At 53.4% G+C, this 22,920-nt stretch carries 20 protein-coding genes; 11 read left to right on the top strand and 9 right to left on the bottom strand.

The window, feature by feature from the left end; genetic code table 11:
- The first annotated feature begins 88 nt into the window (after nucleotides 1–88).
- Nucleotides 89–541, top strand: coding sequence for a manganese-binding transcriptional regulator MntR (gene mntR / locus ACR0L9_RS00650; RefSeq protein ID WP_170392758.1), 453 nt, complete (start codon nucleotides 89–91; stop codon nucleotides 539–541).
- Between the two features lie 199 nt (nucleotides 542–740).
- Here the strand turns inward: mntR and ACR0L9_RS00645 are convergent, their stop codons facing one another.
- Both ACR0L9_RS00645 and ACR0L9_RS00640 read right to left on the bottom strand, forming a co-directional pair.
- The gene (locus ACR0L9_RS00645) at nucleotides 741–992 is read right to left on the bottom strand and encodes a GDCCVxC domain-containing (seleno)protein (RefSeq protein ID WP_480503660.1); all 252 of its coding nucleotides are present in this window, start codon (nucleotides 990–992) and stop codon (nucleotides 741–743) included.
- A gap of 112 nt (nucleotides 993–1,104) precedes the next feature.
- On the bottom strand, nucleotides 1,105–1,320 hold the full coding sequence (locus tag ACR0L9_RS00640; RefSeq protein WP_480894320.1) for a hypothetical protein: 216 nt from the start codon (nucleotides 1,318–1,320) through the stop codon (nucleotides 1,105–1,107).
- Nucleotides 1,321–1,419: 99 nt separating this feature from the next.
- On the opposite strand from ACR0L9_RS00640, the gene ACR0L9_RS00635 reads away from it, so the two are divergent.
- The 3 genes from ACR0L9_RS00635 (at nucleotide 1,420) to ACR0L9_RS00625 (ending at nucleotide 3,969) form a co-directional block, all read left to right on the top strand.
- Nucleotides 1,420–1,818: a MerR family transcriptional regulator gene (locus ACR0L9_RS00635; protein WP_170392759.1), complete on the top strand. Its 399-nt coding sequence runs from the start codon at nucleotides 1,420–1,422 to the stop codon at nucleotides 1,816–1,818.
- A gap of 181 nt (nucleotides 1,819–1,999) precedes the next feature.
- On the top strand, nucleotides 2,000–3,325 hold the full coding sequence (locus tag ACR0L9_RS00630; RefSeq protein ID WP_480894318.1) for a sensor histidine kinase: 1,326 nt from the start codon (nucleotides 2,000–2,002) through the stop codon (nucleotides 3,323–3,325).
- Nucleotides 3,322–3,969 carry a response regulator gene (locus ACR0L9_RS00625; protein WP_170392761.1) on the top strand — a complete coding sequence of 216 codons (648 nt, stop codon included), beginning with the start codon at nucleotides 3,322–3,324 and terminating at the stop codon, nucleotides 3,967–3,969. Before ACR0L9_RS00630 ends, ACR0L9_RS00625 begins: the two co-directional genes overlap by 4 nt.
- A 76-nt stretch (nucleotides 3,970–4,045) precedes the next feature.
- Here ACR0L9_RS00625 and ACR0L9_RS00620 read toward each other — a convergent pair whose 3' ends face one another.
- From ACR0L9_RS00620 to ACR0L9_RS00605, 4 genes are all read right to left on the bottom strand, one after another.
- On the bottom strand, nucleotides 4,046–4,915 hold the full coding sequence (locus ACR0L9_RS00620) for a hypothetical protein (protein WP_480894316.1): 870 nt from the start codon (nucleotides 4,913–4,915) through the stop codon (nucleotides 4,046–4,048).
- A 159-nt stretch (nucleotides 4,916–5,074) separates the two neighbouring features.
- On the bottom strand, nucleotides 5,075–5,956 hold the full coding sequence (locus ACR0L9_RS00615; protein ID WP_480894314.1) for a cation diffusion facilitator family transporter: 882 nt from the start codon (nucleotides 5,954–5,956) through the stop codon (nucleotides 5,075–5,077).
- 158 nt (nucleotides 5,957–6,114) lie between these two features.
- Entirely contained in the window at nucleotides 6,115–7,023 is a 909-nt protein-coding gene (locus ACR0L9_RS00610) for a c-type cytochrome (RefSeq protein WP_480894312.1), read from the bottom strand.
- 13 nt (nucleotides 7,024–7,036) lie between these two features.
- A complete protein-coding gene (locus tag ACR0L9_RS00605; RefSeq protein ID WP_170392763.1) occupies nucleotides 7,037–7,504 on the bottom strand; it encodes a cytochrome c in 468 nt (155 codons plus the stop codon).
- 86 nt (nucleotides 7,505–7,590) lie between these two features.
- On the opposite strand from ACR0L9_RS00605, the gene ACR0L9_RS00600 reads away from it, so the two are divergent.
- Nucleotides 7,591–8,439, top strand: a complete 849-nt coding sequence (locus ACR0L9_RS00600) for a LysR family transcriptional regulator (protein WP_170818946.1) — start codon at nucleotides 7,591–7,593, stop codon at nucleotides 8,437–8,439.
- A 658-nt stretch (nucleotides 8,440–9,097) separates the two neighbouring features.
- Here ACR0L9_RS00600 and ACR0L9_RS00595 read toward each other — a convergent pair.
- Nucleotides 9,098–10,108 carry a LacI family DNA-binding transcriptional regulator gene (locus ACR0L9_RS00595; RefSeq protein ID WP_170625029.1) on the bottom strand — a complete coding sequence of 337 codons (1,011 nt, stop codon included), beginning with the start codon at nucleotides 10,106–10,108 and terminating at the stop codon, nucleotides 9,098–9,100.
- Between the two features lie 107 nt (nucleotides 10,109–10,215).
- Between ACR0L9_RS00595 and ACR0L9_RS00590 the strand changes: the two genes are divergently transcribed.
- The 4 genes from ACR0L9_RS00590 to ACR0L9_RS00575 are packed head-to-tail and all read left to right on the top strand — an operon-like array spanning nucleotide 10,216 to nucleotide 16,177.
- Nucleotides 10,216–12,537, top strand: a complete 2,322-nt coding sequence (locus ACR0L9_RS00590; RefSeq protein ID WP_480894310.1) for a DUF1989 domain-containing protein — start codon at nucleotides 10,216–10,218, stop codon at nucleotides 12,535–12,537.
- 35 nt (nucleotides 12,538–12,572) lie between these two features.
- Nucleotides 12,573–13,541, top strand: coding sequence for an ABC transporter substrate-binding protein (locus ACR0L9_RS00585; protein WP_170392767.1), 969 nt, complete (start codon nucleotides 12,573–12,575; stop codon nucleotides 13,539–13,541).
- Between the two features lie 58 nt (nucleotides 13,542–13,599).
- A complete protein-coding gene (locus ACR0L9_RS00580) occupies nucleotides 13,600–14,649 on the top strand; it encodes a quaternary amine ABC transporter ATP-binding protein (protein ID WP_170392768.1) in 1,050 nt (349 codons plus the stop codon).
- Nucleotides 14,650–14,659: 10 nt separating this feature from the next.
- A complete protein-coding gene (locus ACR0L9_RS00575; protein WP_170392769.1) occupies nucleotides 14,660–16,177 on the top strand; it encodes an ABC transporter permease in 1,518 nt (505 codons plus the stop codon).
- Between the two features lie 171 nt (nucleotides 16,178–16,348).
- Here ACR0L9_RS00575 and ACR0L9_RS00570 read toward each other — a convergent pair whose 3' ends face one another.
- On the bottom strand, nucleotides 16,349–17,050 hold the full coding sequence (locus ACR0L9_RS00570) for a hypothetical protein (protein WP_170392770.1): 702 nt from the start codon (nucleotides 17,048–17,050) through the stop codon (nucleotides 16,349–16,351).
- Nucleotides 17,051–17,487: 437 nt separating this feature from the next.
- The gene (locus tag ACR0L9_RS00565; protein WP_480894308.1) at nucleotides 17,488–19,263 is read right to left on the bottom strand and encodes an amidohydrolase; all 1,776 of its coding nucleotides are present in this window, start codon (nucleotides 19,261–19,263) and stop codon (nucleotides 17,488–17,490) included.
- 711 nt (nucleotides 19,264–19,974) lie between these two features.
- On the opposite strand from ACR0L9_RS00565, the gene ACR0L9_RS00560 reads away from it, so the two are divergent.
- Together ACR0L9_RS00560 and ACR0L9_RS00555 are read left to right on the top strand one after the other, a co-directional pair.
- Nucleotides 19,975–21,897, top strand: coding sequence for a DUF3604 domain-containing protein (locus ACR0L9_RS00560; protein ID WP_480894306.1), 1,923 nt, complete (start codon nucleotides 19,975–19,977; stop codon nucleotides 21,895–21,897).
- A 158-nt stretch (nucleotides 21,898–22,055) separates the two neighbouring features.
- On the top strand, nucleotides 22,056–22,886 hold the full coding sequence (locus tag ACR0L9_RS00555) for a peptidyl-prolyl cis-trans isomerase (protein ID WP_170613830.1): 831 nt from the start codon (nucleotides 22,056–22,058) through the stop codon (nucleotides 22,884–22,886).
- Nucleotides 22,887–22,920: the final 34 nt, after the last annotated feature.

Below are 22,920 nucleotides of genomic sequence, written 5' to 3'. Positions count from 1 at the left end.
TAATTTATTGATGAAGGCATGCTCATTGTCAAGTTCGGCTTTCAGGTGCATACACTAGTGACTGGATTACCGACCTAATCGTGAGCCGATGACTGAAACGACACCGCAAGATTCAGATCGTACTATTGACACTCAGGCGAGTGGATTTGAGGCTGTGCGACAGGCCCACCAAAGCGAAATGGTTGAAGACTACGTTGAACTTATTGCGGAGTTGATCCATCAGAATGGCTCGGCGCGCCCGGTCGAAATAGCCGAGCGGTTGGGCGTAACCCAACCTACGGTTTCGAAGAATTTGGCCCGTTTGAAACGAGAAGGTTTCATAGAACAAATTCCCTACCGCTCACTTCAACTGACCGATGCCGGGCGTCAATTGGCGGAAGCTTGTAGAAGGCGTCACCGAATTGTCGTGGATTTCCTGATCGCCTTGGGTGTTTCAAAGGAAGTCGCAGAGCATGATGCTGAAGGTATTGAGCATCATGTAAGCGAAGAGACTCTTGCAGTTTTTAAAAGGTTCGTTGGGCGGACTGAGGAAACAAAGTAGAAACTAAAAACCTAAGTTGTGCTGGCGAATTCTGACACACTTAGTTTTAGAAAGACTAAGACCACTTAAACCTTTGTTGGGCCGTTGCACTAGCCCCGCACGAACCCTTGTCGCATCTGAAAAGCGAATATTGAGCGGATTTAATGATTGAATCTTTTCCCAAGCAGCCAAGGTAATAATCGGTCTAGCTCATTTATTTTCATTGGGGATCGAAACCTTTAGCGGCAGTGGCCTTACTACAGCAGCTATCCCCCAACTGAATTGGCGGACACGGTACAGTTGCGTAGGAACAAAAGACACAGCAATCGCCTTCTAACGGTTTCAAGACTGCCTTGCATGATTTGCATTCATAAAACCACTGGCACGAGTCAGTTGGCATTCTTTCGGTTTCAATGTGCCCACACTTTGGGCAGGTCAAAGTGCTATCGAGCACCACAGTTTGATTTGTCATTGTCTCACATCTGCATGATTAGATAGTCGTTGATTTGAGCCTCATTGAACACGATGACCCATGCCAACGCGGTAATCGCCGTGCTTTCGAAAAGCCACCATTTCAGATTTGCCTACGTCCCGTTTAGATGCGCTAAGAACCACGAAACCGCGGCCAGCGCTGTTGAGACGGCGAGAACATAGTAGCTTGCCGCCGCTATTTTTCCGAATACAGCCAACCAACTGCCGCCCAAGCCTAACAACATCATGGCCATTGGAAGAACACAGCATGTTGCGACGCCCAGAGCTGAAACCGATCCCAAGTAGCTGAGGTTCACGTATTTCTTCATCTTTTGCTCCCGAGATGCTCGATTTGATTGTGTTGAAGCACCGGTATTCAGAGCGTATAACTCCTGTAGTAACTACAGGATCAAGTGGAGGCACTTCACATGATTGCGATAGGTGAGGCTTCCCGGCAATCCGGGGTTGGCATAGAAACCATCCGCTACTACGAACGCGAAGGTATCGTACCAAGACCTGTGCGAGCTCTGAACAATCGTCGCCTCTTTTCAGCAAGCGATGTGGGAAGACTTCGATTTTTGAAGAGGTGCCGCGACCTGGGATTTCCTCTCCCAGACGCAAAGGCGCTTTTAGAGCTGTCAGAAGGAAGTGCCGAAGACTGCTGGTCAGTGAAAGAATTGGCCGAGGCGCATATTGCCAGCGTTCGAAGCAAGATTGATGAGCTCAGACGTCTGGAGCGTGCCTTGAGTGAGCTTACCGCCAATTGTGATAGTGGTAACGTTCACTGCCCGATGCTGCAAAGTCTGCGAACGATGGATGATATCTGACTCTGGACACTGGGCGGAAACTCAGGGTCTGAGATTTAGCCAGATCACCTCAGACCAAGGTCTGTGGTGCGGTAACAGATTGTAGTTCATAGTCGATTTCACGATGAGAGCGAAAGTAACTGACCTGACGATTGGCAATTGGTCGTTGTCGCGAGTCTTTCTTGCGGCAAGTATCTTCGTGATGGGTACTGCTACCGCAATCGTTGGGGTCTGGGTGTCTAATCGAATTCAGAACGCAGTCGTGCAAAACTCCGCCAACTCCGCAGCGCTGTATATGGAAAGCGTAGTTTCCCCGCTCAGCCAGGAATTGGCACATGGCGACCGCCTTTCTGAGCAGGTGAGCCTGGCGCTGCATGAGATTTTCATGACCCAGCCAATGCGTGACCGTATCGTTTCCTACAAATTCTGGAAGCAAGGCGGTGTGATTGCGCATGCCTCGGATACAGACATCATAGGAAACCGTTTCAATCCAACGGATGATTTAAGGCGAGCGTGGAACGGTGATATCTCCGGCTCTTTCGAAGAACTTGATCATGCCGAGAGCGCCGCCGAGGCGGCATTGGGGATACCACTGCTGGAAGTTTACAGCCCAATTCGCGAACTCTGGTCCGGCGAAATCATCGCAGTTGCGGAGTTCTACGAAAGAGCTGACCAGCTTGAGTTAGACTTAGCCAAGGCCAGGCGAACAAGTTGGTTGGTCGTCGGCTCCGCATTTCTGGCAAGTACTATTGTTCTGTATTCCATCGTCGCAATTGGCGACAAAACAATTCGACGACAGGGGTCTCTTCTTAAACAGCGGTTGAAAGAAAGTGAGAAGATGGCTGAGCAGAATGCGCTGCTGCGGTCGCGTGTGGTCGAGGCGTCAGAAAGATATACCACGCAAACAGATCGGTTCCTCAAGAATCTTGGAGCTGAGCTACATGATGGCCCTGCGCAATACCTGTCGCTCGCCGCCCTTAGACTGGAGGCGGCGTTTTCCAAAGAGTCGGAAAGGCCTAAAGAGGCAGTGGAAATTCAGCAGTCTTTGCAAAAATCGCTGGCTGAAATTCGTGCAATTTCGCGAGGGCTGTCCGCGCCAGATATCGATAGCCTGTCACTCGTCGATGTTGTGAAGAGAGCCGTAGAGGATCACGCCGAACACAGCCCGTTGCGACCGGATATTTCATTCCTGGGTAGCCAGGCTCCGGAGTTGTCATTGTCCGACAAACTGTGCGTTTTTCGGTTCCTCCAGGAAACGCTTTCCAATGCGGCGAGATATGCTCCAGCTTCCAAGTGCACTGTTATCGCTGAGGCGCAGAACGACCGCATAGTTGTAAAGGTCACAGACGACGGACCAGGATTTGACAGGTCAAAAGAAACCGCGTTGCGAGATGATGGTGGCCAGGGGCTTATGGGCTTGCGAGATCGGGTCGAGAGTATTGGTGGCAGGTTCGACGTCGCATCGAGACCGGGCGAAGGCACCACCATAGCTATGACACTATTTCCCAGAAAGTTGGGCACATCATGACTACATCTGTCGTAATAGCCGATGATCACCCGATATTCAGGGATGGTTTGCAGCGCACGTTGGATGAAGCTGATGGCTTCGAAGTTTTAGCCGCTGGGTCCAGTGCTGAAGAGGCAGTATCGCTGGTCGGCACGCATCAGCCGGACATAGCTATTCTTGACCTCTCTATGCCCGGTGGCGGGATAAGCGCGACACGTAAAATCGCGGCAATGGCAAATCCACCTGTCATTGCAATCTTGACAGTCTCAGAGAACAGCGGCGATGTCGCGGACGCCTTGGAGGCGGGTGCGATTGGGTACATTGTGAAGGGAGTAACCGCAAGCGAACTAACCGCTTCTTTACGCAGCATCGCCGCAGGTGAAGGGTTCGTTTCTCCTGGCTTGGCCTCGCGGGTACTTCTTCAAATCAACGCTGACACCGGCATGTCTGTTAACAGCAGCATTCTAGATGACCTTACACATCGTGAGGAAGAAATACTGAGACGTGTGGCCAAAGGACTGAGTAATCGTGAAATCGCTGACGAGTTAGACCTCCAGGAAAAGACCGTGAAGCACTACATGACCGCAGTTCTGTCCAAGCTTCATGCGCGAAATCGGGTAGAGGCCGCGCTCATTGCACATGATGTTTGGAACAAGGGAGAATAGCTGCGGTCTCGTTGACGACGGTGGCGGCCCCTCACCAAAAAGAAGCCGCCAACGGATTATCGACTGGAATTGCAGCTCAGTTGGCGACCGACTGTAACCTCCGGCGATCAGAGGCCGTTGCGTTTCTTTCAACAACAGTCCGGTTGTAAGGGTCTTTCAACTCGTAACGCCCAAACTCGATCTCCTCTTTCCAACCATTGGCATAATTTACTTCGATATTGTTGCCTTGGCGTTCGATTTTCGTGGGTCGACTTCCAGCAGTGCCGCCTTGCCCAGATGAGCGTACATTGTCGATTGAGATACCATTCGCCAAGGACCGAAGCCTTGAAACGTCAGCGCCTGTCGCGGGGCGTTCCTCAACAGTTCGGTTCTGAGCATTCTTTCTCTCATACCGCCCGTTTTCGATCTCTTCCTTGGTTCCGTCCGAGTAACGCACCTCAATGCCGTTGGCGTTCGTTTCGACCTTTGTTATCCCAGCCGAACCCGACGATTTGCCCCCTGAATTAGACTTATCCTTCTTTCCGCTGCCCTTATTGGAGCGTTTGGAGTCATCATCGTCATTATCGTCATCATCATCGTCGTCGCGACCACTTTTTCCCGACCCCGAATTGTCGTCCCGGTTATCATCTTTGTCGTCGTCTCGATCATCGTCTCTATCGTCATCACGATCATCATCTCGGTCGCCACCACGGCCGCTATTACCCGACCCCGAGTTATCATCCCGATCGTCGTCGCGATCATCATCCCTGTCATCGTCACGATCATCATCCCGGTCATCGTCACGATCATCCCCGTCTTTCCCTTTGCCGCTTTTGGCAAAGGCATATGACGGTTCAAAATGTAGGCGGCCATCGTCATCAAAGGTTGGCACATAAGGCGTCGCGGCAATCAACGAAGCCAACGCCGCGGTACTTAGAAGTTGACCCAGCTTTCTTTGAATTTTCATTTTCGCCTCCAATTTTGATCGTCACGCTTCATGACATTGGAGACAGGCTACTACCGGCCCGACTTTCCCACATCGGGCTTAGGTCTGACGAATTTCAAGCCGAACGTCTTAATCCGATCAGTCAAACCAATAGATTCTTTGCAGAACCAAATGAGCAGTTTAGTGGGGATTAACCCCGTCGCCTTTCAGCTCGTCATCAGGTTCGAGGTGGATGACAAAGACGGAACCCGGGTACAGACACTCTAGTTCTTCCTCTATGTCGTTGCATATATCGTGCGCCGCGCTGACTGGCATCGTGCCATCCACAACAAGGTGAAACTCTACAAAGATAACATTCGCGGATCTGCGCCCTTTGAGGTCATGATACTCTAAAGCTGCGCCAAGGTTTGCTTCGATTGCATTAGAAACAGTCTGCAAGTCATGTTCCGACAGGCTCACATCCATCAGGCCATCGACGGATGCCCGAATAACTTTCCAGCCCTCCCACAAGATGTTCAGCGCAACAAGAATTGCCAGGATCGGGTCAAGGATCAACCAGCCGGTGACAAGCGCTAGTATCAGTCCTGCGACGACACCAGCAGAAGTCATAACATCCGTAAAAATGTGGCGGGAGCTCGCTTCCAAGGCGGGCGATCCCTCGCGCCTACCTGTCCTAAGCAAGAGGTAGGCCCATGCACCGTTCACACCCGTTGCAACGATATTGACGGCAATTCCAAGCAGCGGCGCATCCTCAAGATGCGGGTTCGGGAGCACCAGTACAGCTTCTCTGATGATCAAGAACGCCGCCAACACAATCAGCGCGCCCTCAACCACGGCTGAAAGATACTCAGCTTTTTTGTGACCAAAGGGGTGGTTTTGGTCAGGGGGCTTATTGGCAACCCGAACTGCGAAATACGCCAACAAAGCCGCGACAACATTCACGGTTGATTCCATTGCGTCCGACAACAAAGCCACCGAGCCTGTCAGCCACCAAGCCAACAGTTTCAAGGCCAGTACCGCAATGGATATCGGGATAGACCAAAGAGCGATTTTTTGTGTCATTTCGCCGCGACCCTCAGTCAATCACGAACAGAAACTCGGGTGATTGGTGAGCTCCGATGTTCAAAACGTAAAACAGGTGTTTGGCGAAAAGGGAATAGGTCTTACGGCATCCTAACGGCGACAGCATCTGGTCGCCAGTGCGTGGCGCCAAACGACTGTTATTCGGATGAAAGCCCGGTCGACGAAACAGGAACAGCCTTGAGATAGGCGGCAATCGCCAAACGGTCCTCATCCGTCAGCCGTGAGGTGTTCTCGATGACTTCCACCATCTCACCACCCGCACTGTCATAGTCTGGTGTAAAGCCAGATTTTAGGTATTCGGCAATGTCTGCCTCTGACCAATCAAGCTGGTCTGAGGTTAAGCCGGGGATACGACCTTTCCCGTTTGGATTTGGTGCACCCGTCAGCCAAAGGTCTCGTTTCAGGCCCCCTAAACCATTTCGCGGGGTATGGCATTCAGCGCAATGACCCAGCGCCTCGACCAAATACCTGCCATGTTTTTGTTGGTCGGTCAGATCACCTTCAACCACCCAGCCTGATGACATGAACAAGAGCTTCCATCCCCCCAATCCGCGCCGAACGTTGAAGGGAAAACCTACTTCATGCGCAACACTTTCGGTTGCGGCCGCTGGCAGCGTGCCGAGGAATGCGTGTAGCGAAACCACGTCTTCGGCCGACATGTTGGCGTAAGAGGTATAGGGAAACGCTGGGAAATAGTGCTGCCCTTCGGGTCCGGTTCCATGGATCAAGGCACTGGCCAGATCCAGGGCAGACCAGGATCCGACACCAGTTTCCGGGTCACTGGAAATGTTGGGGGCAATGAACGTGCCGAATTCCGTCTCAAACCGGCGACCACCAGCGAGCACGAGCTTGTCTTCACCGACCGCATCCGGCGCTGAATGACAGGATGCGCATCCCCCCGCGTGGAACACGATTTCACCTCTAGCAAGATCTGGGTTCAAACCGTCGAGTCGTGATTGCTCCATTCGTTGAGGTCGGGTCAGGACCAAACCGGCCAACCCGACCAACACAATGACGATTGCGACAAAGAAAAGAAAGCGCCGCACCGTTAGTGCCCAATCAGTTCTTTGGAGCTCTGTATGCTTTGTGACATGCCGAACAGCTTCCGCCCAGATCGCCCATCGCTGCTTTCAGGGCATCAACATCTTGACCTGCCGCAGCCTGCATCGCAACAGCGGCGTCTGCCATGGCCTGCCCTTTTGCACCCACGTCAGGGAAGTTCTCCCAGATCGCAGGCAATGCACGGGTGGTCGGATCGGACACATTGTCAGATCCCTGGGGCCACATCGCGGATTGATCGATTTGTGTCAGTACAACAAGATTATTCGCGGCCCGAGTTGCGGCCTCGGCATTATAATCGACCTCTCCCTTAGCCATTCCGCCAAGTGTACCAAGATTGAAAGCATAGAGTTGCATGATTGAGGTACGAGCTTTCACAGCCGGGTTTTCACTTTCTTGGGCGATGGCTGTGCCAATGGCGGCCAATGACAAAAGACCTGCAGCGAATACTGAGAACTTCTTCTTCATGATGTGTCTCCCTATTTAATGCTCCGAATGTTAACTTGAACGATTTTTCTTGTAATTGTTTGTTATTGGTCGTCACTTGTTAATTTATGAACAACGAAAACTGGGATGATATTCGGTACGCGCTCGCCGTAAGCAAATACGGCTCACTCAATGCAGCTGCAGCGGCACTGGGCGTCACGCATGCGACCGTGTTGCGAAGGGTAGCCGCATTCGAAGAGCGCAATAGCTGTGTGATTTTCCAGAAAAGCCCTTCGGGATACTCTGCCCTGCCCGAGGCCAGAGCAGTTCTGTCGGCTATGGAAAGCGTCGAAGATGCGGTGCTATCGGTCGAACGAGCGCTTGTAGGAGCAAACCGGTCTCCAGTAGGTCACGTACGTATCGCGTCAACTGACAGCCTTTGCCAGCTTGTCTTGCCCCAGATACTTAAAGAGATATCCCAGTTATACCCTGGCTTGGAGCTGACTTTATTGAGCGGCAACAGCCATCATGATTTATCGAGATTAACTGCGGACATCGCCGTAAGACCCTCCATAAAACTTGAAGAAGGGCTTGTTGGGGAACGCGCAGGTACGCTGTCATTTGGAGTTTTCGACGACGGCGGCACCAATCGAAAATGGTTGCGGCTTGATGGGGCATTGAGTCGTTCTCTTCCAGCAAAATGGCTTGCCGATCATGTCAGTGCGGACGAAATGACCAACGGAGCAGATAGCTTCTTAGTGCTTCAGCAGATGGCTGCATCTGGGGTGGGCAGAGCGTTTCTGCCCTTGTTCATCGGGAACGCGGACCCTCGGCTTCAGCTATCGAGCGAGATGGATCCTGGAATTGATGTTCCACTGTGGGTCGCGACACTTGATGAAATAGCACACACTCCGAGGTTTGCCATTGTACAACGAGCTTTGGTTGATCGCATAGCCAACAAAACACTCTGCCGCTGAGAACAACGGGAAGTCGCGCCCTCGCTCGGGCGGACTGTACGCTTTCAGGCCTTCAAGGGTTTCGTCCGGTGGCAGGAAGCGCGCGATCATTAAGGTTACTAACGTCGCAAAAGGCGCGGCTGACCTCTAAGGCAACCCCATTGTTCGCTGCCTGACCTACAAATCAGCTCTGATTTTCCGAAAGGGAAGTCAGATCAAACCAAACAGTCCGTCGGAGCATGAACTGGAGGCGGTGGGTTAGTTTATGAAGCAAATGTCAAATTCAACTAATGTCTAACATTGGGGCGTCTTCTGATGACGAACGTCCACCGCTTGTCTGGTCCAACTATGACGGTTAGGTCGGGTTCGCTTGACTTTAAACAACAGGAATGTGGGGAGACATATAGCTTTGCGATTCGATAGATATTAGTTTACTGATTTTATATGTTATTTTTCCTTAGAGGAGCGCAGACACTAACACTCGCAAGTCAAGGCATTTCCGATTAGTCAGCGCCCTTCTTAGAATTTCTCAGGTATTAGCTGCGTCTCGACCAATGAGCAAACGCGCTTCTCTCTGACATCCACTGTGGTTTGTGCCGGCTGGTGATCAGAGCCCGTAATAGGCCTTCGGCATCATCCATAGCCTCGCTCGTTTCGCAAATCGTGATGCCCAGGTCGTCTAAATTCGTTTTGTAGAGCTCCGAACAACGAGTCGTGTGGCGAGCTCTTCGGATTTAGGTGCCTGATCAGAAGCGATCCAATCGGCTAGCGCGTCTGCTGCTCGTTCACCCATCTTAGAAACAGGTAGATGCACGCTTGTCAGAGGCGGAACGGTCACGGACGAAATTGGAAGGTCGTCAACGCCCATCATAGAAATCTGGTCCGGGACGCTGATGTTTTGCGCTTGAAGACCAAGCAAAACCCCAAGCGCAACGACGTCAGATAGGCATAAAATTGCATCTGGCTTGGTGTTTAGACCGCCGAGGTGTTTTGCAACGTTTACTCCGCCCTGATGGCTGATCTCGGTTTCGAAGGTTGAAAGATTTCCAGCGAAGGGAAAGGTTGTAATGCCTGCAAGGCGAGCTCGTGTGCGATCATTGTCGTGAACCGGGCCATGTACGACAGCAATGTCCCGATGTCCGAGATCTGCAAGGTGCTGCAATGCAAGTTGCGCCGCGGCTGCGTTATCATACCCGATGGTCGGCAACGGGTTTTCGGGGTCAAAGAAAGACGTAATGATTGTTGGCAACATAGTGCGCTCGATCAGATCGAGCAGCGCGGCATTGTGTGTGGCTCCGGTGATAATCAGCCCCTCAGCTCCGATATCCAGCAGGCTTTTGGCTTTCTTGGCTTCGATATCCAGATTTGCCTCGGTGGTTGCTACGATCAGTGACAATTGGTGGTCCGACAGCTTGCGCTCTAGCGCCGCAAGAAAGCGGGCAAAGATTGCGTTGTCCAGAGTTGGGACCAATGCGCCGACAAATCTAGTGCGTCCGGAGTTGATCGCGCGCGCGGCCGCACTTGGGACAAATTTGAGGTCAGCGATGGTGGCTTGAACTTTTTCCAGAGTATCTTTCTTAACCACACTCGGTTCGTTCAACACGCGCGACACCGTCGCGACAGACACGCCCGCAGCCTTTGCTACATCTCTGAGATTTGCGCGTTTTTTAGGCTCTGGGGCTTTTTGCATCGTAGGATTTGGTGTCCATTTCGCGGATTTCTGAGTAAAGAGTTGACATATGTAACTAGTTTCATCAACCTCTGTAACTAGTTACATTTTGGGAATTCAGCAGCGATATGCAGGGGTCATCCGTCTTACACGCGTTTACCAACTCGGGGTTTGACAGCCCTGGCCGCCTGTTTCCTGGGTTTCAGAACGCTTCTGACACCCGCATGCACATCCTTACCGCACGTGAGGCTGTTCGACTGGTCGTAAAGCACGGTGATTTGCTTTCGATAGAAGGGGTTGGTCCAAAGCAAGCACTGGATGTTGTGGCGTTCACCAATGATGGAAAGTCGGGACTGGCGGCGCTGAGTTTGACAGCAACCGGGCACGTCAAATGGGACAATTTTGATAGTACACAGCTCCTGACTTGGGTTACGGCGCATGGCGGCAGTCGGCAGGTTCCCTGTCACAGGCTGGACCATATACCCGAGCCGCTGATTCTCCGCGCAGACCACACGGTTACTGTCTGGGTGATCCGTACAACCGCGGTCACAGGGTTGATTGAAGGCAGTGCGACCGGGAACATCACAGTCTTGCACAAACCAGCAATGGTCAAAGGGCCGCCTTTGCCACCTTTGCTGGGTGATACACGGGACGAATTCACCGTGCAACGCGGTAGCGCTCTGGCCTATGAACTGAAGGCTGGAGAATTTGTTCAAATCATCGACATTGAAGGCCAGCAGTGTTCTGACTTCATGGCGCTGCGAACTGATGGGCTGGATCGTGGCCAGGAATGGATGATCGATTCAACTGCCACTCGGTCGATGGTGCGCCGTGCCTATCCCGGCCCCGGCTTGCTGGACAAGTTCTTTGATCGTGACATGCGCCCGCTGTTGAACGTAGTGCAGGATACCTGCGGTCGGCATGACACATTCGGACTAGCCTGTACCGCTCGCGGGTATGAAGAGCGAGGGTTCCCCGGCCATCTGAACTGTTCGGATAATATGTCAAACGCCTTGGCCCCTTACGGCGTTTCACAGCGGGCTGCGTGGCCTGCAATCAACTTCTTCTGGAATACATGGATCGACCCGACGAACCATCACATACTAACCGAGGAATCCTACTCGCGTCCCGGTGACTATGTCGCCATGCGCGCGCTTGAGGATCTGGTTTGCGTCTCGACCGCCTGCCCGGACGACATTGATCCCATCAATGGCTGGAACCCGACCGATGTGCATGTACGCATCTACCGCCCCAAAACGCCCATCCGCCGTGCGGTTGCCTATCGTGAAAAGGAAGACGCGCCCATGTCGATCAGTCAGGAGTCGGCCTTTCACGACCGTCTGGCCCCGTTAACCCAGCATTTCGCACCTGCGCGCGACCTATGGGCGCCCGTCAGTTACCCTGCCCACGGCACGTTGGGTGAATACTGGGCCTGTCGCGAGGCGGTGACTGTTCAGGACATGAGCGGGCTTCGCAAATTCGATATTGTCGGCCCGGATGCCGAGGCTCTGATGCAATTGGCCACCACGCGCAATGTGGCGAAGCTACCGGTCTGGCGCGGGTCTTATACATTGATGTGTGACGAGAGCGGCTCGGTGATCGACGATGGCACCCTGTTCCGACTTGCGCCCGAAATCTTCCGTTGGTGTTGCGGCACCGAGGAAAGCGGGCGCGCGTTGCAAGAACTGGCCGATGCGCGTGGCCTGCAAGTGCGGATCCATGCGCTGCGTGGAGCAATGCCCAACCTGGCCATTCAAGGGCCAAAGTCGCGCGAACTGCTACGCAAGATCGCCTTTACGCAACCGCATGTGCCAGGCTTGGATCATCTGAAATGGTTCGGCGTCACCGTCGCGCGGCTACGTGACCGCGAGGGTGCGCCGTTTATGCTGTCACGCTCGGGGTATACCGGTGAGTTGGGGTATGAGGTCTTCTGTTCCAAATCCGACGCCGTTGCGATCTGGGATGCGGTGATGGCGGCTGGGGAAGAGTTTGGGATCACGCCAATGGGCTCGGCCGCCCTGGACATCATCCGGATAGAGGCAGGGCTGGCCGCGGCCAATGCCGAATTTGCGCCGGGTGTCGATGCCTTTGAGGCTGGTCTTGGCTTCGCCGTCGATCTGACAAAAACCGAATTCACTGGAAAAGCCGCACTGGAACGCAACCTGCGCGAGCCACGTCGGGCGCTTAAAGGGCTTTTAATCGGATGCGATGATGTGCCAGCGCACGGTGCACCCGTCTATACAGGTGAACGGCAAGTAGGAGTGGTAACGTCTGCCACCCGATCACCGACGCTGGAACACGCAATCGCAATGGCACGGTTATCCATCGAACACGCGGAAAACGGCACTCAACTTGAGATCGGTCAACTCGACGGGCGGATGAAACGCCTGCGCGCCACCGTCTCGGATATTCCATTCATAGACCCGCAACGTAAGCGGGCGCGCGCCTGAAGGCGCATGCAACTCAACGCAACGGGAGAAAGTACATGAAAAAACTGAAACTTATTGCAACCTTGACCTTTGCTTTCGGCGCAACAACGGCGATGGCACAAGAAAAGGTTATGGTGGGCGAGCCCAGCTGGCCCGGTGCCAAAATAATGAGCCGTGTGATCGGCCAGATCATTGAGACCCGCTTGGGTGGAGAAGCTGGCTATGCCCCCGGAGCAAACGCGGTGATCTTTGCCGCCATGGATGGCGGTCGTGGTGACATCGACGTACACCCGGATGTTTGGCTGCCGAACCAGTCGTCCTTTACGGATGAATATGTCGATCAGAAAGGCACCGTAGGTTTGTCCTCAGGCAGTTACGAAGGCCGCGCCGGGATTTGCGTGCCAAACTACATGGTCGAAGATCACAACATCCGTTCGATCTACGACCTGGCGACACCCGTCGCGCAAGAGCTGTTTGACTCCGATGGCGACGGCATGGGTGAGGTCTGGGTTGGTGCCTCGGGCTGGGCCTCGACCAACACGTTCAAGGTGCGGGTGCGGGATTATGGGATCGAGACCTTTCTGACGCCGACCACTGAAGATGAAACCGTGTTCTATTCGCGTCTGAAAGATCAGATCGACCAGAAGAAAGGCGCGGCCTTCTACTGCTACGCGCCACACTACGTACACGCCTTATATGATGTGACCATTCTGGAAGAGCCCGAGCACGACGCGGCCACCTACAAGATGGTTCAGCCCGATCAGGATGCCGATTGGTATAACAAATCCCATGTCAGCACGGGTGAACCGGTCAAAACCGTGACAGTGGCGCATTCGAAATCGCTGGAACAGCGCAACCCGGCAGCGGCCTCTTTCCTTGCCAATATCGACATGGATGCGGGAGAGCTAAGCGGTCTGACTTATGAAGTCGTGGTCAAGGGCCGTGACACGGATGAAGTCGTAGCCGAATGGATCGCCGCCAACGGCGATATCGTCGACGGTTGGCTGGGACTGACGACCAACTAAAGCCCATGCGCCCCTGACAATCGGGGGCGCGAACCAACACAATTCCAATGGGGCCAATATGACAGCGGAAATAGCAATCGACGCAAAAGGCGTGTGGAAAGTTTTCGGTACTCGCTCCCAGGAGGCTTTGAACGCTATCCACAGCGAGGGCCTGAGCAAGGCTGAGGTGCTGGAGCGTTTCAACTGCGTTGTCGGCGTGGCTGATGCCAGCTTTGAGATCGAACGAGGTGAACTGTTCTGCGTCATGGGCCTGTCGGGTTCGGGTAAATCGACCCTTGTGCGTCATGTGAACCGTCTGCTGGAGCCCACTGACGGCCATATCTATCTGGATGGCGAGGATGTGATGGGCCTGAACGATGAAGGTCTGCGCGATCTGCGTAACCGGCGCGTTGCGATGGTGTTCCAGAACTTTGGCTTGATGCCTCACCGCACAGTCCGCGACAATGTAGCAATGCCGCTGGAAATTCGCGGAACCGGAAAAGCACGCCGCTGGGAAGAGGCGGACCGGGTGCTGGAGCTGGTCGAGCTGAACGGTTGGGAAGACAAATACGCACATGAGCTGTCAGGCGGTATGCAACAACGCGTGGGACTGGCCCGTGCGATCGCTGCAGACCCTGAAATCCTTTTGATGGATGAGCCGTTCTCGGCCCTAGACCCGCTAATCCGCAAGCAGTTGCAGGATCAGTTCATGGACCTCAGTCACAAGCTGAACAAAACCACGATGTTTATCACCCACGACCTGGATGAAGCAATCCGCATCGGCCACCGCATCGCGATCATGAAGGACGGGCGCATCGTGCAGATCGGCACGCCGGAAGAGATCATACTCAACCCCGCTGACGACTATGTGGCCGACTTTGTGGCGGGAATTTCGAAACTCAATATGATCTTCGCCCATGCGGTCATGAAACCGGTCGATGAGTTCGAGGCGCATCACGGCGAACTCCCGGAGGATGCCAAAGAGGCTCACCCAGATATGGATCTGTCCGACCTGATGAACCTCTGCGTGGACGGACATGGAGTCGTAGCTGTGACGCAGGATGGCAAGACGGTAGGTGTTATTAACCGTGCGGGTTTGATCCGCGCTATTCAGGACAGTCAGGCGTAAGGGCAACGATATGAAACATGTTGATACGCAACAGATCCAACCGGAAACCGCCGACCGCCTGAATGGGCTAATAGGAGACTTTGTCGGTCAGGGGAACGCCTATTACCAGAAGACCTTCGCCTATATGATGCAGGCCCCAGGCTATCGCTTTACATTAAACACAGCTGCAGCAATCCTCGGGCCGATCTGGTTTGGTGCACGCGGGCTGTGGTCGTGGTTTCTCGGGTTTTTGGTTTTGGAAACGCTGGCCTACATCCAGATCGGTCTGGGTTTGTTTGGTGATCTTGGGCGCGAGTTCCGCGAGCGGGCGATACAGATCGAGCAGACACTGGAGCTGCGCCGACAGCAGATTGCAGCGGCGGAGCAATCCGGGTCGACCACGTTGGAGTCGTTGAAACGCGCGGCGGAATCACTTGAAGGAGCTCTGGCTGGCGCGCAGGAGGCCGCACGCACAGCGGACTCTACCGGTGTCACGTATCTGATCATTGGGATCGCCCTTCTGCTGGCAGTCAAGTTTTTAGCTGCTTCGCTGGCCAACTGGACGCTTGAAGGTCAATTCGCGCGCTGGCGTTCAGACCCAAGTGTAGCCCACGGCTGGTCTATCTCTCGGCTGATTGTGGCGACGGCGTTGACCGCTGTGGTGGTGATCCTGTCTATGATCAAATTTGCACAACCGGACGCGGTGGCTGTGCTCAAGACCTTCCCAACCAACCGGGACTGGCGTCTGAACGTAGGCGATGGTGTGCAAGCGGTGTTCGAGTGGACCAAGACTGCCGGGCGCGGCTTCTTTGATGGGCTGACCTATGGGATGCGCACCCTGCTGGACTGGATCGAGGTTGTGCTGGTCGATACCCCCTGGCCGGTCGTAGCTTTGGTGATCATCATGCTGGCTTACCTGTCGGCTGGTCCCCGTGTGGCGATCTTCACCGGAGCCGCGCTGGCCTATCTAGGCCTGCTGGATTTTTGGGAAAAGGCGATGACTACAATCGCCCTGTTGGGCGCCGCGGCGCTGATTTCGATCACGCTGGGCATTCCATTGGGTATCTACTGCGCCCGTCGCCCACGTGCTTTTGCCATCGTGCGGCCCATTCTAGATTTCATGCAGTCAATGCCCTCCTTCGTCTACTTGATCCCGGTGGTGGCTTTTATTGGATCTGGAAAGCCTGCAGGCGTAGTTGCAACCATGATTTTCGGTAGCCCTCCGGTAATCCGCTTTACCGTACTTGGCCTGCAACAAGTCCCTGAAACTGTGCGGGAAGCCGCTTTGGCCTTTGGAGCAACGCCTCGTTACCTGCTATGGCGGGTAGACCTGCCCTTGGCGCACAAAACCATCATGGCAGGTGTGAACCAGACTATCCTGATGTCTCTGGCAATGGTTGTTGTCGCCTCGCTGATCGGTGCCAAGGGTTTGGGCGAGGACGTGCTAGAGGCACTGCAATACGCAGCGGCGGGACAAGGAATTCTGGCCGGTTTGGCAATCTTGTTCTGCGCGTTAATCTTGGATCGGATTGTGGCCGGAAGAAAATAGCAATTGTGGCAAACGCACGATCATCCGACTGAAGTTCTAAGTGTGTTTTCAAAGCCAATTGGTAGAGGGCGCTGCCTGAAGAGCAATCCGATGCTTTGCCCATACCTCTCAAAAAAGGCTGAGAAACATCCGGTGCATTAATAAAAAGAAAAGTCCAATAGTGTCCTCGGATCAGTACCGGGTTACAACGACTGCGACCGCAGCGAACACCACACCAATCAAAAGAGCCTTTGTATTCATTGAAGAACGATCGGGCAGTTTAACCCGAAGAGATAGAGCTATAATCACGCCCCCCGTTAACCCGGTCGCGATTGAATAGAGCATGCTACTTTTGTCCGCGTTGAGACCGATTAATATGCCGACCGTAAGTGAAGCGACAAAATATGTACGTAACCATCCAGACATATGCCCGGGGTGGGTTTTATAGAGATAAATATTCACTCCAAATAAATGCAGCGAATAGGCCAACGTTCCTATGACGTACAGTTCAGGCGAAGTTGCGGTTGCTTGCATGACTGTAATGGCAAGCAAGCAGTTATAGGTTCCGAGTGCCACAGTATCCAAGCCAAGAGACAACCTGTTGTCGACCCCTATCTCGCGACCGGCTTCCAACAAGTAGTAAGCGAGAAATCCTAGCAGAGAGTAACCATACAGCGAGTGTTCCCATTTCCCGGTTGCAGCTAAACCGGCTGACAATTCACCGATTTTTGGCAGCAAGAAAAGGAAAGCATAGCCAAGTCCGATCCCTGATGAAAAATCAGATAGCCAGCTTGCCGGGGCCGGGAATCTGCGGAAAAAAGACACGCAGAAGACGTGAACAGTACCGATGACTGCAATCGATGTTATCGCGAGGTATGTCGGCGCTTCGAACACGGCTAAGATCCAACGAACACATTACAAGCTGATGAGACACTCGTTGAGATCAAAAGCACAACCCAGAAAGTGAAGAAGGTGCGATAGCGGCTTTCTCAGAATGCCCACCGACTAGTTTTTTGAGTACCGATCGTACTGAACGATCAACGGCAGCTTTTGTCTGCTTAACAGCCAATTATTCAAGTTTGCCAAACACGTGCCTTGAGCCCATCGCGCCCAATGACTTAAGGTTTGCCAATGAAAAAGAAACACGGAAAGCGAGAACTACATGGTTGCAGGCGTGCCTTGAAACAAACACTTGTACAGGCGCTCGGCCTTGCCGAATTGAACCCGGTGCGTTCACAAGCGCATGGCCTTGTAACCCCCAAGAGAGCCTGGACCATGGATCTCTTTCGGAGCCTTGGTGCCAGTGAGTTAAATAAACTCAGATCAAAACGTTATTTGGCCTCAAAAACCATCTCACCCTCGACGAACGTCATTAATATCTGCGTCTCACTGACCTCCGAGATCGGAATTTCAAATAGGTTGCGGTCAAGCACGATGAAATCGGCAAGCTTGCCGGTTTCGATTGAGCCAAGCTCTTCGTCCGCAAAATCCAAGTATGCAGAGTTGATTGTGCGGGCATCAATTGCCTGCTTCAGCGTGATCGCTTGGCCCACCGCAGGATCGGGTGGACTCGTGTCAGCCACAGGGTCGATACGGGTCACGGCCGCCTCTATCGATGCCAATGGGGTCTGCATGAACAACGGACCATCAGAAGCGATAACGACCCGTCCTCCGGCATCAGCCACAGAGCGCATTGGGAAAACCCTCTGCGCGCGTTCCGGGCCAACCACGCGGTTGACGACATCGTTGTGGGGGTTCGAAAACCATAGTACTGGCGAGAATTCCGGTGTCAGATCGAGTTCTACCAGTCTTGGCATGTCTTCTTCCGATATGAAAAACGAATGGGCAAGCTGGTAGCGGCCTTTCAGCTCGCCCAGTTGGTTTCGTGCGATTTCCATTGCGTCCAGAACAAGCCTAGCACCGCGATCACCCACAGTGTGGAAAACCATGCCTTTCATACCTTGTTCTTCAAACCGGATAATGTCGGCCACAAGTTCCTCTTCGGTGAAAAAGATTAGCCCATAGTCGCCCTGACCAGAAGCAAGAGGATCATACTTTGAAACCGCGTCAGATTGGGACTGTTCCGCTTTCGAGGCGTTCGTCAGGAAAGGTTCCAGCATCGCACCGGTTTCAGTCGGGATGCCATCGATATTGACCTTAATAAAGGTTGGGTCCAGCCGTGGCGCGATCAAGTCTTGAAACGTGTCGATTGCAGCACGTTGGTCTTCCACGGATTGATATGCCCGCGTCGGAGAATCGTAGGTCCACGCCACACTAACCCTGATCGGAAGCCCCTCGGTCGTTGCAAGCCGATGTAGCGCCTGCACATTTATCAATTCGCTATGCATGTTTCTGGCAGATGTCACACCCATTGAGGCAAGCAAGTGTAGCACGTCCCTTGCGCCATCAACGTGGGTTTCGATATCCAGCCCGCGTAGAAATGGCATCGCGTAAAGACCCATCGCGGCCTCTTTCATGTAGCCTGTTGCTTCTCCTGTTTCTGGATCCCGCACAATGATCCCGTTCCGTGGGTCCGGTGTATCGACATCAATACCGCTATCGATCATCGCCGGTGTATTCAGCACTGCCTCGTGCCCGGTTGCAGTGATAATATAGGCCGGAATATCAGAGACTGCCTCATCAAGCCAAGTAGTGTTCGGTTCTCCATCAAACAGCTCGTTGGCCAATCCAGATCCAAAAAGGTATTCGAGATCTGGGCGCGCAGCTACAAATTCGCGAATCAACTCCGCTGCCGCTTCCGGGTCGGCATCGCCCGGGAGTAGGATCACCTCGTCAGACAATGCCGCAGCAACGTACCAATTGCGGAAATGAACATGGATGTCATAAAGGCCCGGCAATACCATCGCACCCGCAAGGTCGATCGTTTCAGTCTCGCTCCCAGCCAGCGCAACGACTTCTTCTGCTGAACCGACAGCAATGAAACGTCCATCCTCAATCGCAAACGCCTGGGCCCATTCTTGTTCAGGGTCGACCGTATAGACCTGCGCATTGGTGTATATGGTGTCGGCGGTTTGAGCGTGTACTGCCGTCGTCGCAAGGGCGATTAATGCAACGGGCGCTAACAGGAAGCGAAATGAGAAGGCCATGGGGCTATCCAATCATTGTGCAAACATTGATCCTCGCCAACGCAGGGATTGGCTGAACGGGACCCTCAAGCAAGCTTCCGAGCAATGCGCGCGCGCCCATCTGATGCACAGCGTTGAATATCTTGATACTATTAGCAACTTAAATTACCGCGATTCAGTTCTGAAATTTACCCTTGCTTTGTCCGCAAGCGGGGCCTTCAGCTCCGGGTCGTCGAAGGTCAGCTTTCCTTAGCCTGACCGCTTTTTTTGCTTTCTTCTTTGATCTGAGAGCGGACATTAAAACAGTTAATCGCTAATAGCGGCAAAGTCTGCAAAGCTAGAATTGCAAGGCGCAGGTTTGAAGGCCTGGTTTGGGCTGCGGCGAGTTGCTGATCTTAAATCATCCCAAGATCCATCTCAGGCCTTCATCTTAAAGTTAGATGGCTGCTGCAATGGAGGGCGGCCGAGCATTTGCCAATCCTAACGGTGCTGAGTCGCAATTTCTCTAAAGCTTCCGTTATCGATGTTGAGCACAACAATCTAGGAGATGGCTTATGGAGTTATTGTTAGACCAACTTCTTCAGACAAACTCCTAAGTGTACCACCGTGACAATGTCAAAAGCGGAATATCCCCACAAACGGAAAATTGATGTTATATAGAGAAATAGGAATATTAATTCTTGAGTTGCAGATCATCGGCACCACCGCGCTATCTTGATTTAGGAGTTCCACATGCTTCGAGCTTTTGTTTGTTCTATCTCACTAGGGCTGGCATCATCGACTGTCCTTGCAGATGCTGTTCCAAGTGAAGAAGCCGCGGCAGGCTTGTTCTCAGATCAACCGTATTCCCCGTATGCCGAACGCACTTTCCCCGAGCGACCGCTGTGGGGAGACACGCATCTTCACACCGGGCTTTCGCTGGACGCAGGTGCTTTTGGGAACACTCTGTTGCCTAATGAAGCATGGCGTTTTGCAAAAGGTGAACAGGTCACTTCTTCAACGGGTCAACCAGTAAGACTGGCCCGGCCTCTGGACTGGATGGTTCTCACGGATCACACTGACCTAATGGGATTCGCCCCTGACCTTCAAGCTGGCAAGCCAGGCGTTCTTGCCGATCCGAAAGGTTTGGAATGGTACGAAGGTTACAAGGCAGGCGGCGAAGAGGCCGGCAAAGCGGCGTTCGATATCATTACCAATTTCTCGCAAATGACCCTGCCAGAAGTCCTTCTGGACTCCTACAGCCCGGGTGCTGACGCTTTTGCTTTTACATGGGAGCAAATCGTTCTGGCTGCGGAAGAACACAACGACCCCGGCAATTTCACGGCGTTCATAGGGTTCGAGTGGACTTCTGTACCCAAGGGCTTCAACCTGCATCGGAATGTTATGCTGCGCGATGGGCCCATCAGGGCGCTTCAGATGGTGCCGCCAGTCACGCAACCGCCATTTGGTGATACCGACCCAAGAACGCTGTATGCATGGCTAGATGACTATCAAGAAAAAACGGGTGGTCGCGCGGTAGCTTTCGCCCATAACGGCAACCTTTCGAACGGATGGATGTTCCCGACCGAAGACACCTATCACGGTGGCAAGGTCGACGAGGAATATGTGGCTGCCCGCGCAAAATGGGAGCCCCATTACGAAGTCACTCAGATCAAGGGCGACGGCGAAGCGCACCCCTATCTGAGCCCCGACGACGAATTCGCGGATTACGAAAACTGGGACGTTGGCAATCTCGACATAACCGAGCTGAAAACTGATGACATGCTGGCCGGCGAGTACGCCCGAGAAGCCTTGAAGCGCGGTTTGTTGTTGGAAGAGAAGTTCGGCGTGAACCCATATAAGTTCGGCATGGGTGGCGCGACGGACAGCCATACGTCTCTGGCAACTGCTGAGGAAGACAACTTCTTCGGAAAATCCGTCAGCGTTGAACCTTCGGCCACGAGAATAAAGCATCCTTTCATCGCCAACGATCTTGGCGAAATTCCTGGCGACCTCCTTGTAGCTTCCGGGTACACGGCCGTTTGGGCGACCGACAATACTCGCGCTGCGATCTTCGATGCGTTCAAGCGGCGCGAAACCTACGCGAGCACTGGACCGCGGATTGGTCTACGGTTCTTTGGCGGATGGGATTTCGATGACGCTGATGTTGAAACTCGCTTCCTTGCGGATGTGGGCTACACAAAAGGTGTTCCAATGGGTTCGGATCTGCGACCTCGCGAGGGTGAAGGTCCGCCCACATTCCTGATCGCTGCTCTGCGCGACCCGGTCGGGGCCAACCTGGATCGCGTGCAGGTGATAAAGGGATGGCTCGATTCCGAAGGTGCTTTGCAGGAAAACGTCTATGACGTGGCATGGTCGGACAACCGTGTTGCCGATCAAAACGGCAAGATCCCTGCGGTTGGGAATACCGTGGATCTGGAAACCGCCAGCTGGACCAATACAATTGGAACCGCCGAACTGGTAACCGTTTGGTCTGATCCTGATTTCGATCCAAATGCGCGGGCATTCTATTACGTACGTGCGCTCGAAATCCCAACCCCACGCTGGGTGTTGTACGACAAACTGAGGTTTGGTGCGGAGCTGCCAGAAGATGCGGTACTTACGCATCAGGAGCGCGCGTATTCCTCGCCGATTTGGTACACGCCTGCAGAGTGACCTTACTTCGTGCAGATTTGGGGACCTAGGTCGCAATCACTAACTCGGGACGCTCTTATGATAAGCGGCGCGCCTTGAGTTGCAATTCCTTGTGTTATTCAACTGCCTGATGCCAGCATAAAACATAATGCCGTATCGCGTTTCACGCAGGAGCCTTCATGCGAATAGTGAAAGAACCTCTGTTCCATTTCTTCTTGATCGGAGCTGCCATATTCATTTGGTTCCACATAATATCACCAGATAACGACGCCGCTGCAGATCCGGAGACGATAGCCATAAGCGAAAGTGATGCCGCGCTGTTAGCTTCACAGTTCGAAGCAAGGTGGAAACGCCAGCCAAGCGGTTCCGAGTTACAAGCGTTGGTCGACGCTTCAATTCGCGAAGAAGTTTTAGTTAGGGAAGCAAGGAAGCTTGGCTTGGAACGCGGAGATAGCGTGATTAGATCGCGGCTGAGCCAAAAGATGGATTTTCTGACCGAAGCCATCGCCGCTTCAGTTATTCCAGAAGACGAAGATCTAGAGGCTTTCCTCCAACAAAACACGGACCGCTACGCGACACCCAATAAGGTCGCGTTCACTCAAGTTTTTCTTGGTGAAGAACCAAGTGAGACCGAGATTGAAAGGGCACTGGCCGCCTTGCTTGCGGAGCAAGAGACTTCCGGCTTGGAAAGCGCGACACTACTGCCTGCATCAATGCCCCTAACCGCGACACGGGTAATCGACTCGGTCTTTGGAACCGGATTTTCCAATGGTCTCGCCAATCTCGAAAAAGGCCAGTGGATGGGGCCGGTCCAATCGGGTTACGGCATCCATCTGGTGAAAGTGCTTGCCATTGAACCAAGCCGGATACCTCGCTTGCAAGAGATCCACAGTGTGGTGCTTCGTGATTGGCGTCGCGCCATGAGCGAAGATTTGGCGCAGGCGCAATACGAGGCTCTTGCCGACAATTATGAGATCACAGCACCCGATCTCACAGGTCAGGTCAAATGAACTTCATCTTCAGCTTGATGTTTGCTCTGCTGTT

The organism is Ruegeria sp. I3 (genome assembly GCF_056532525.1).
Note: the sequence above shows the minus strand (reverse complement) of the source record. Positions and strands in the feature narration are given on the sequence as shown.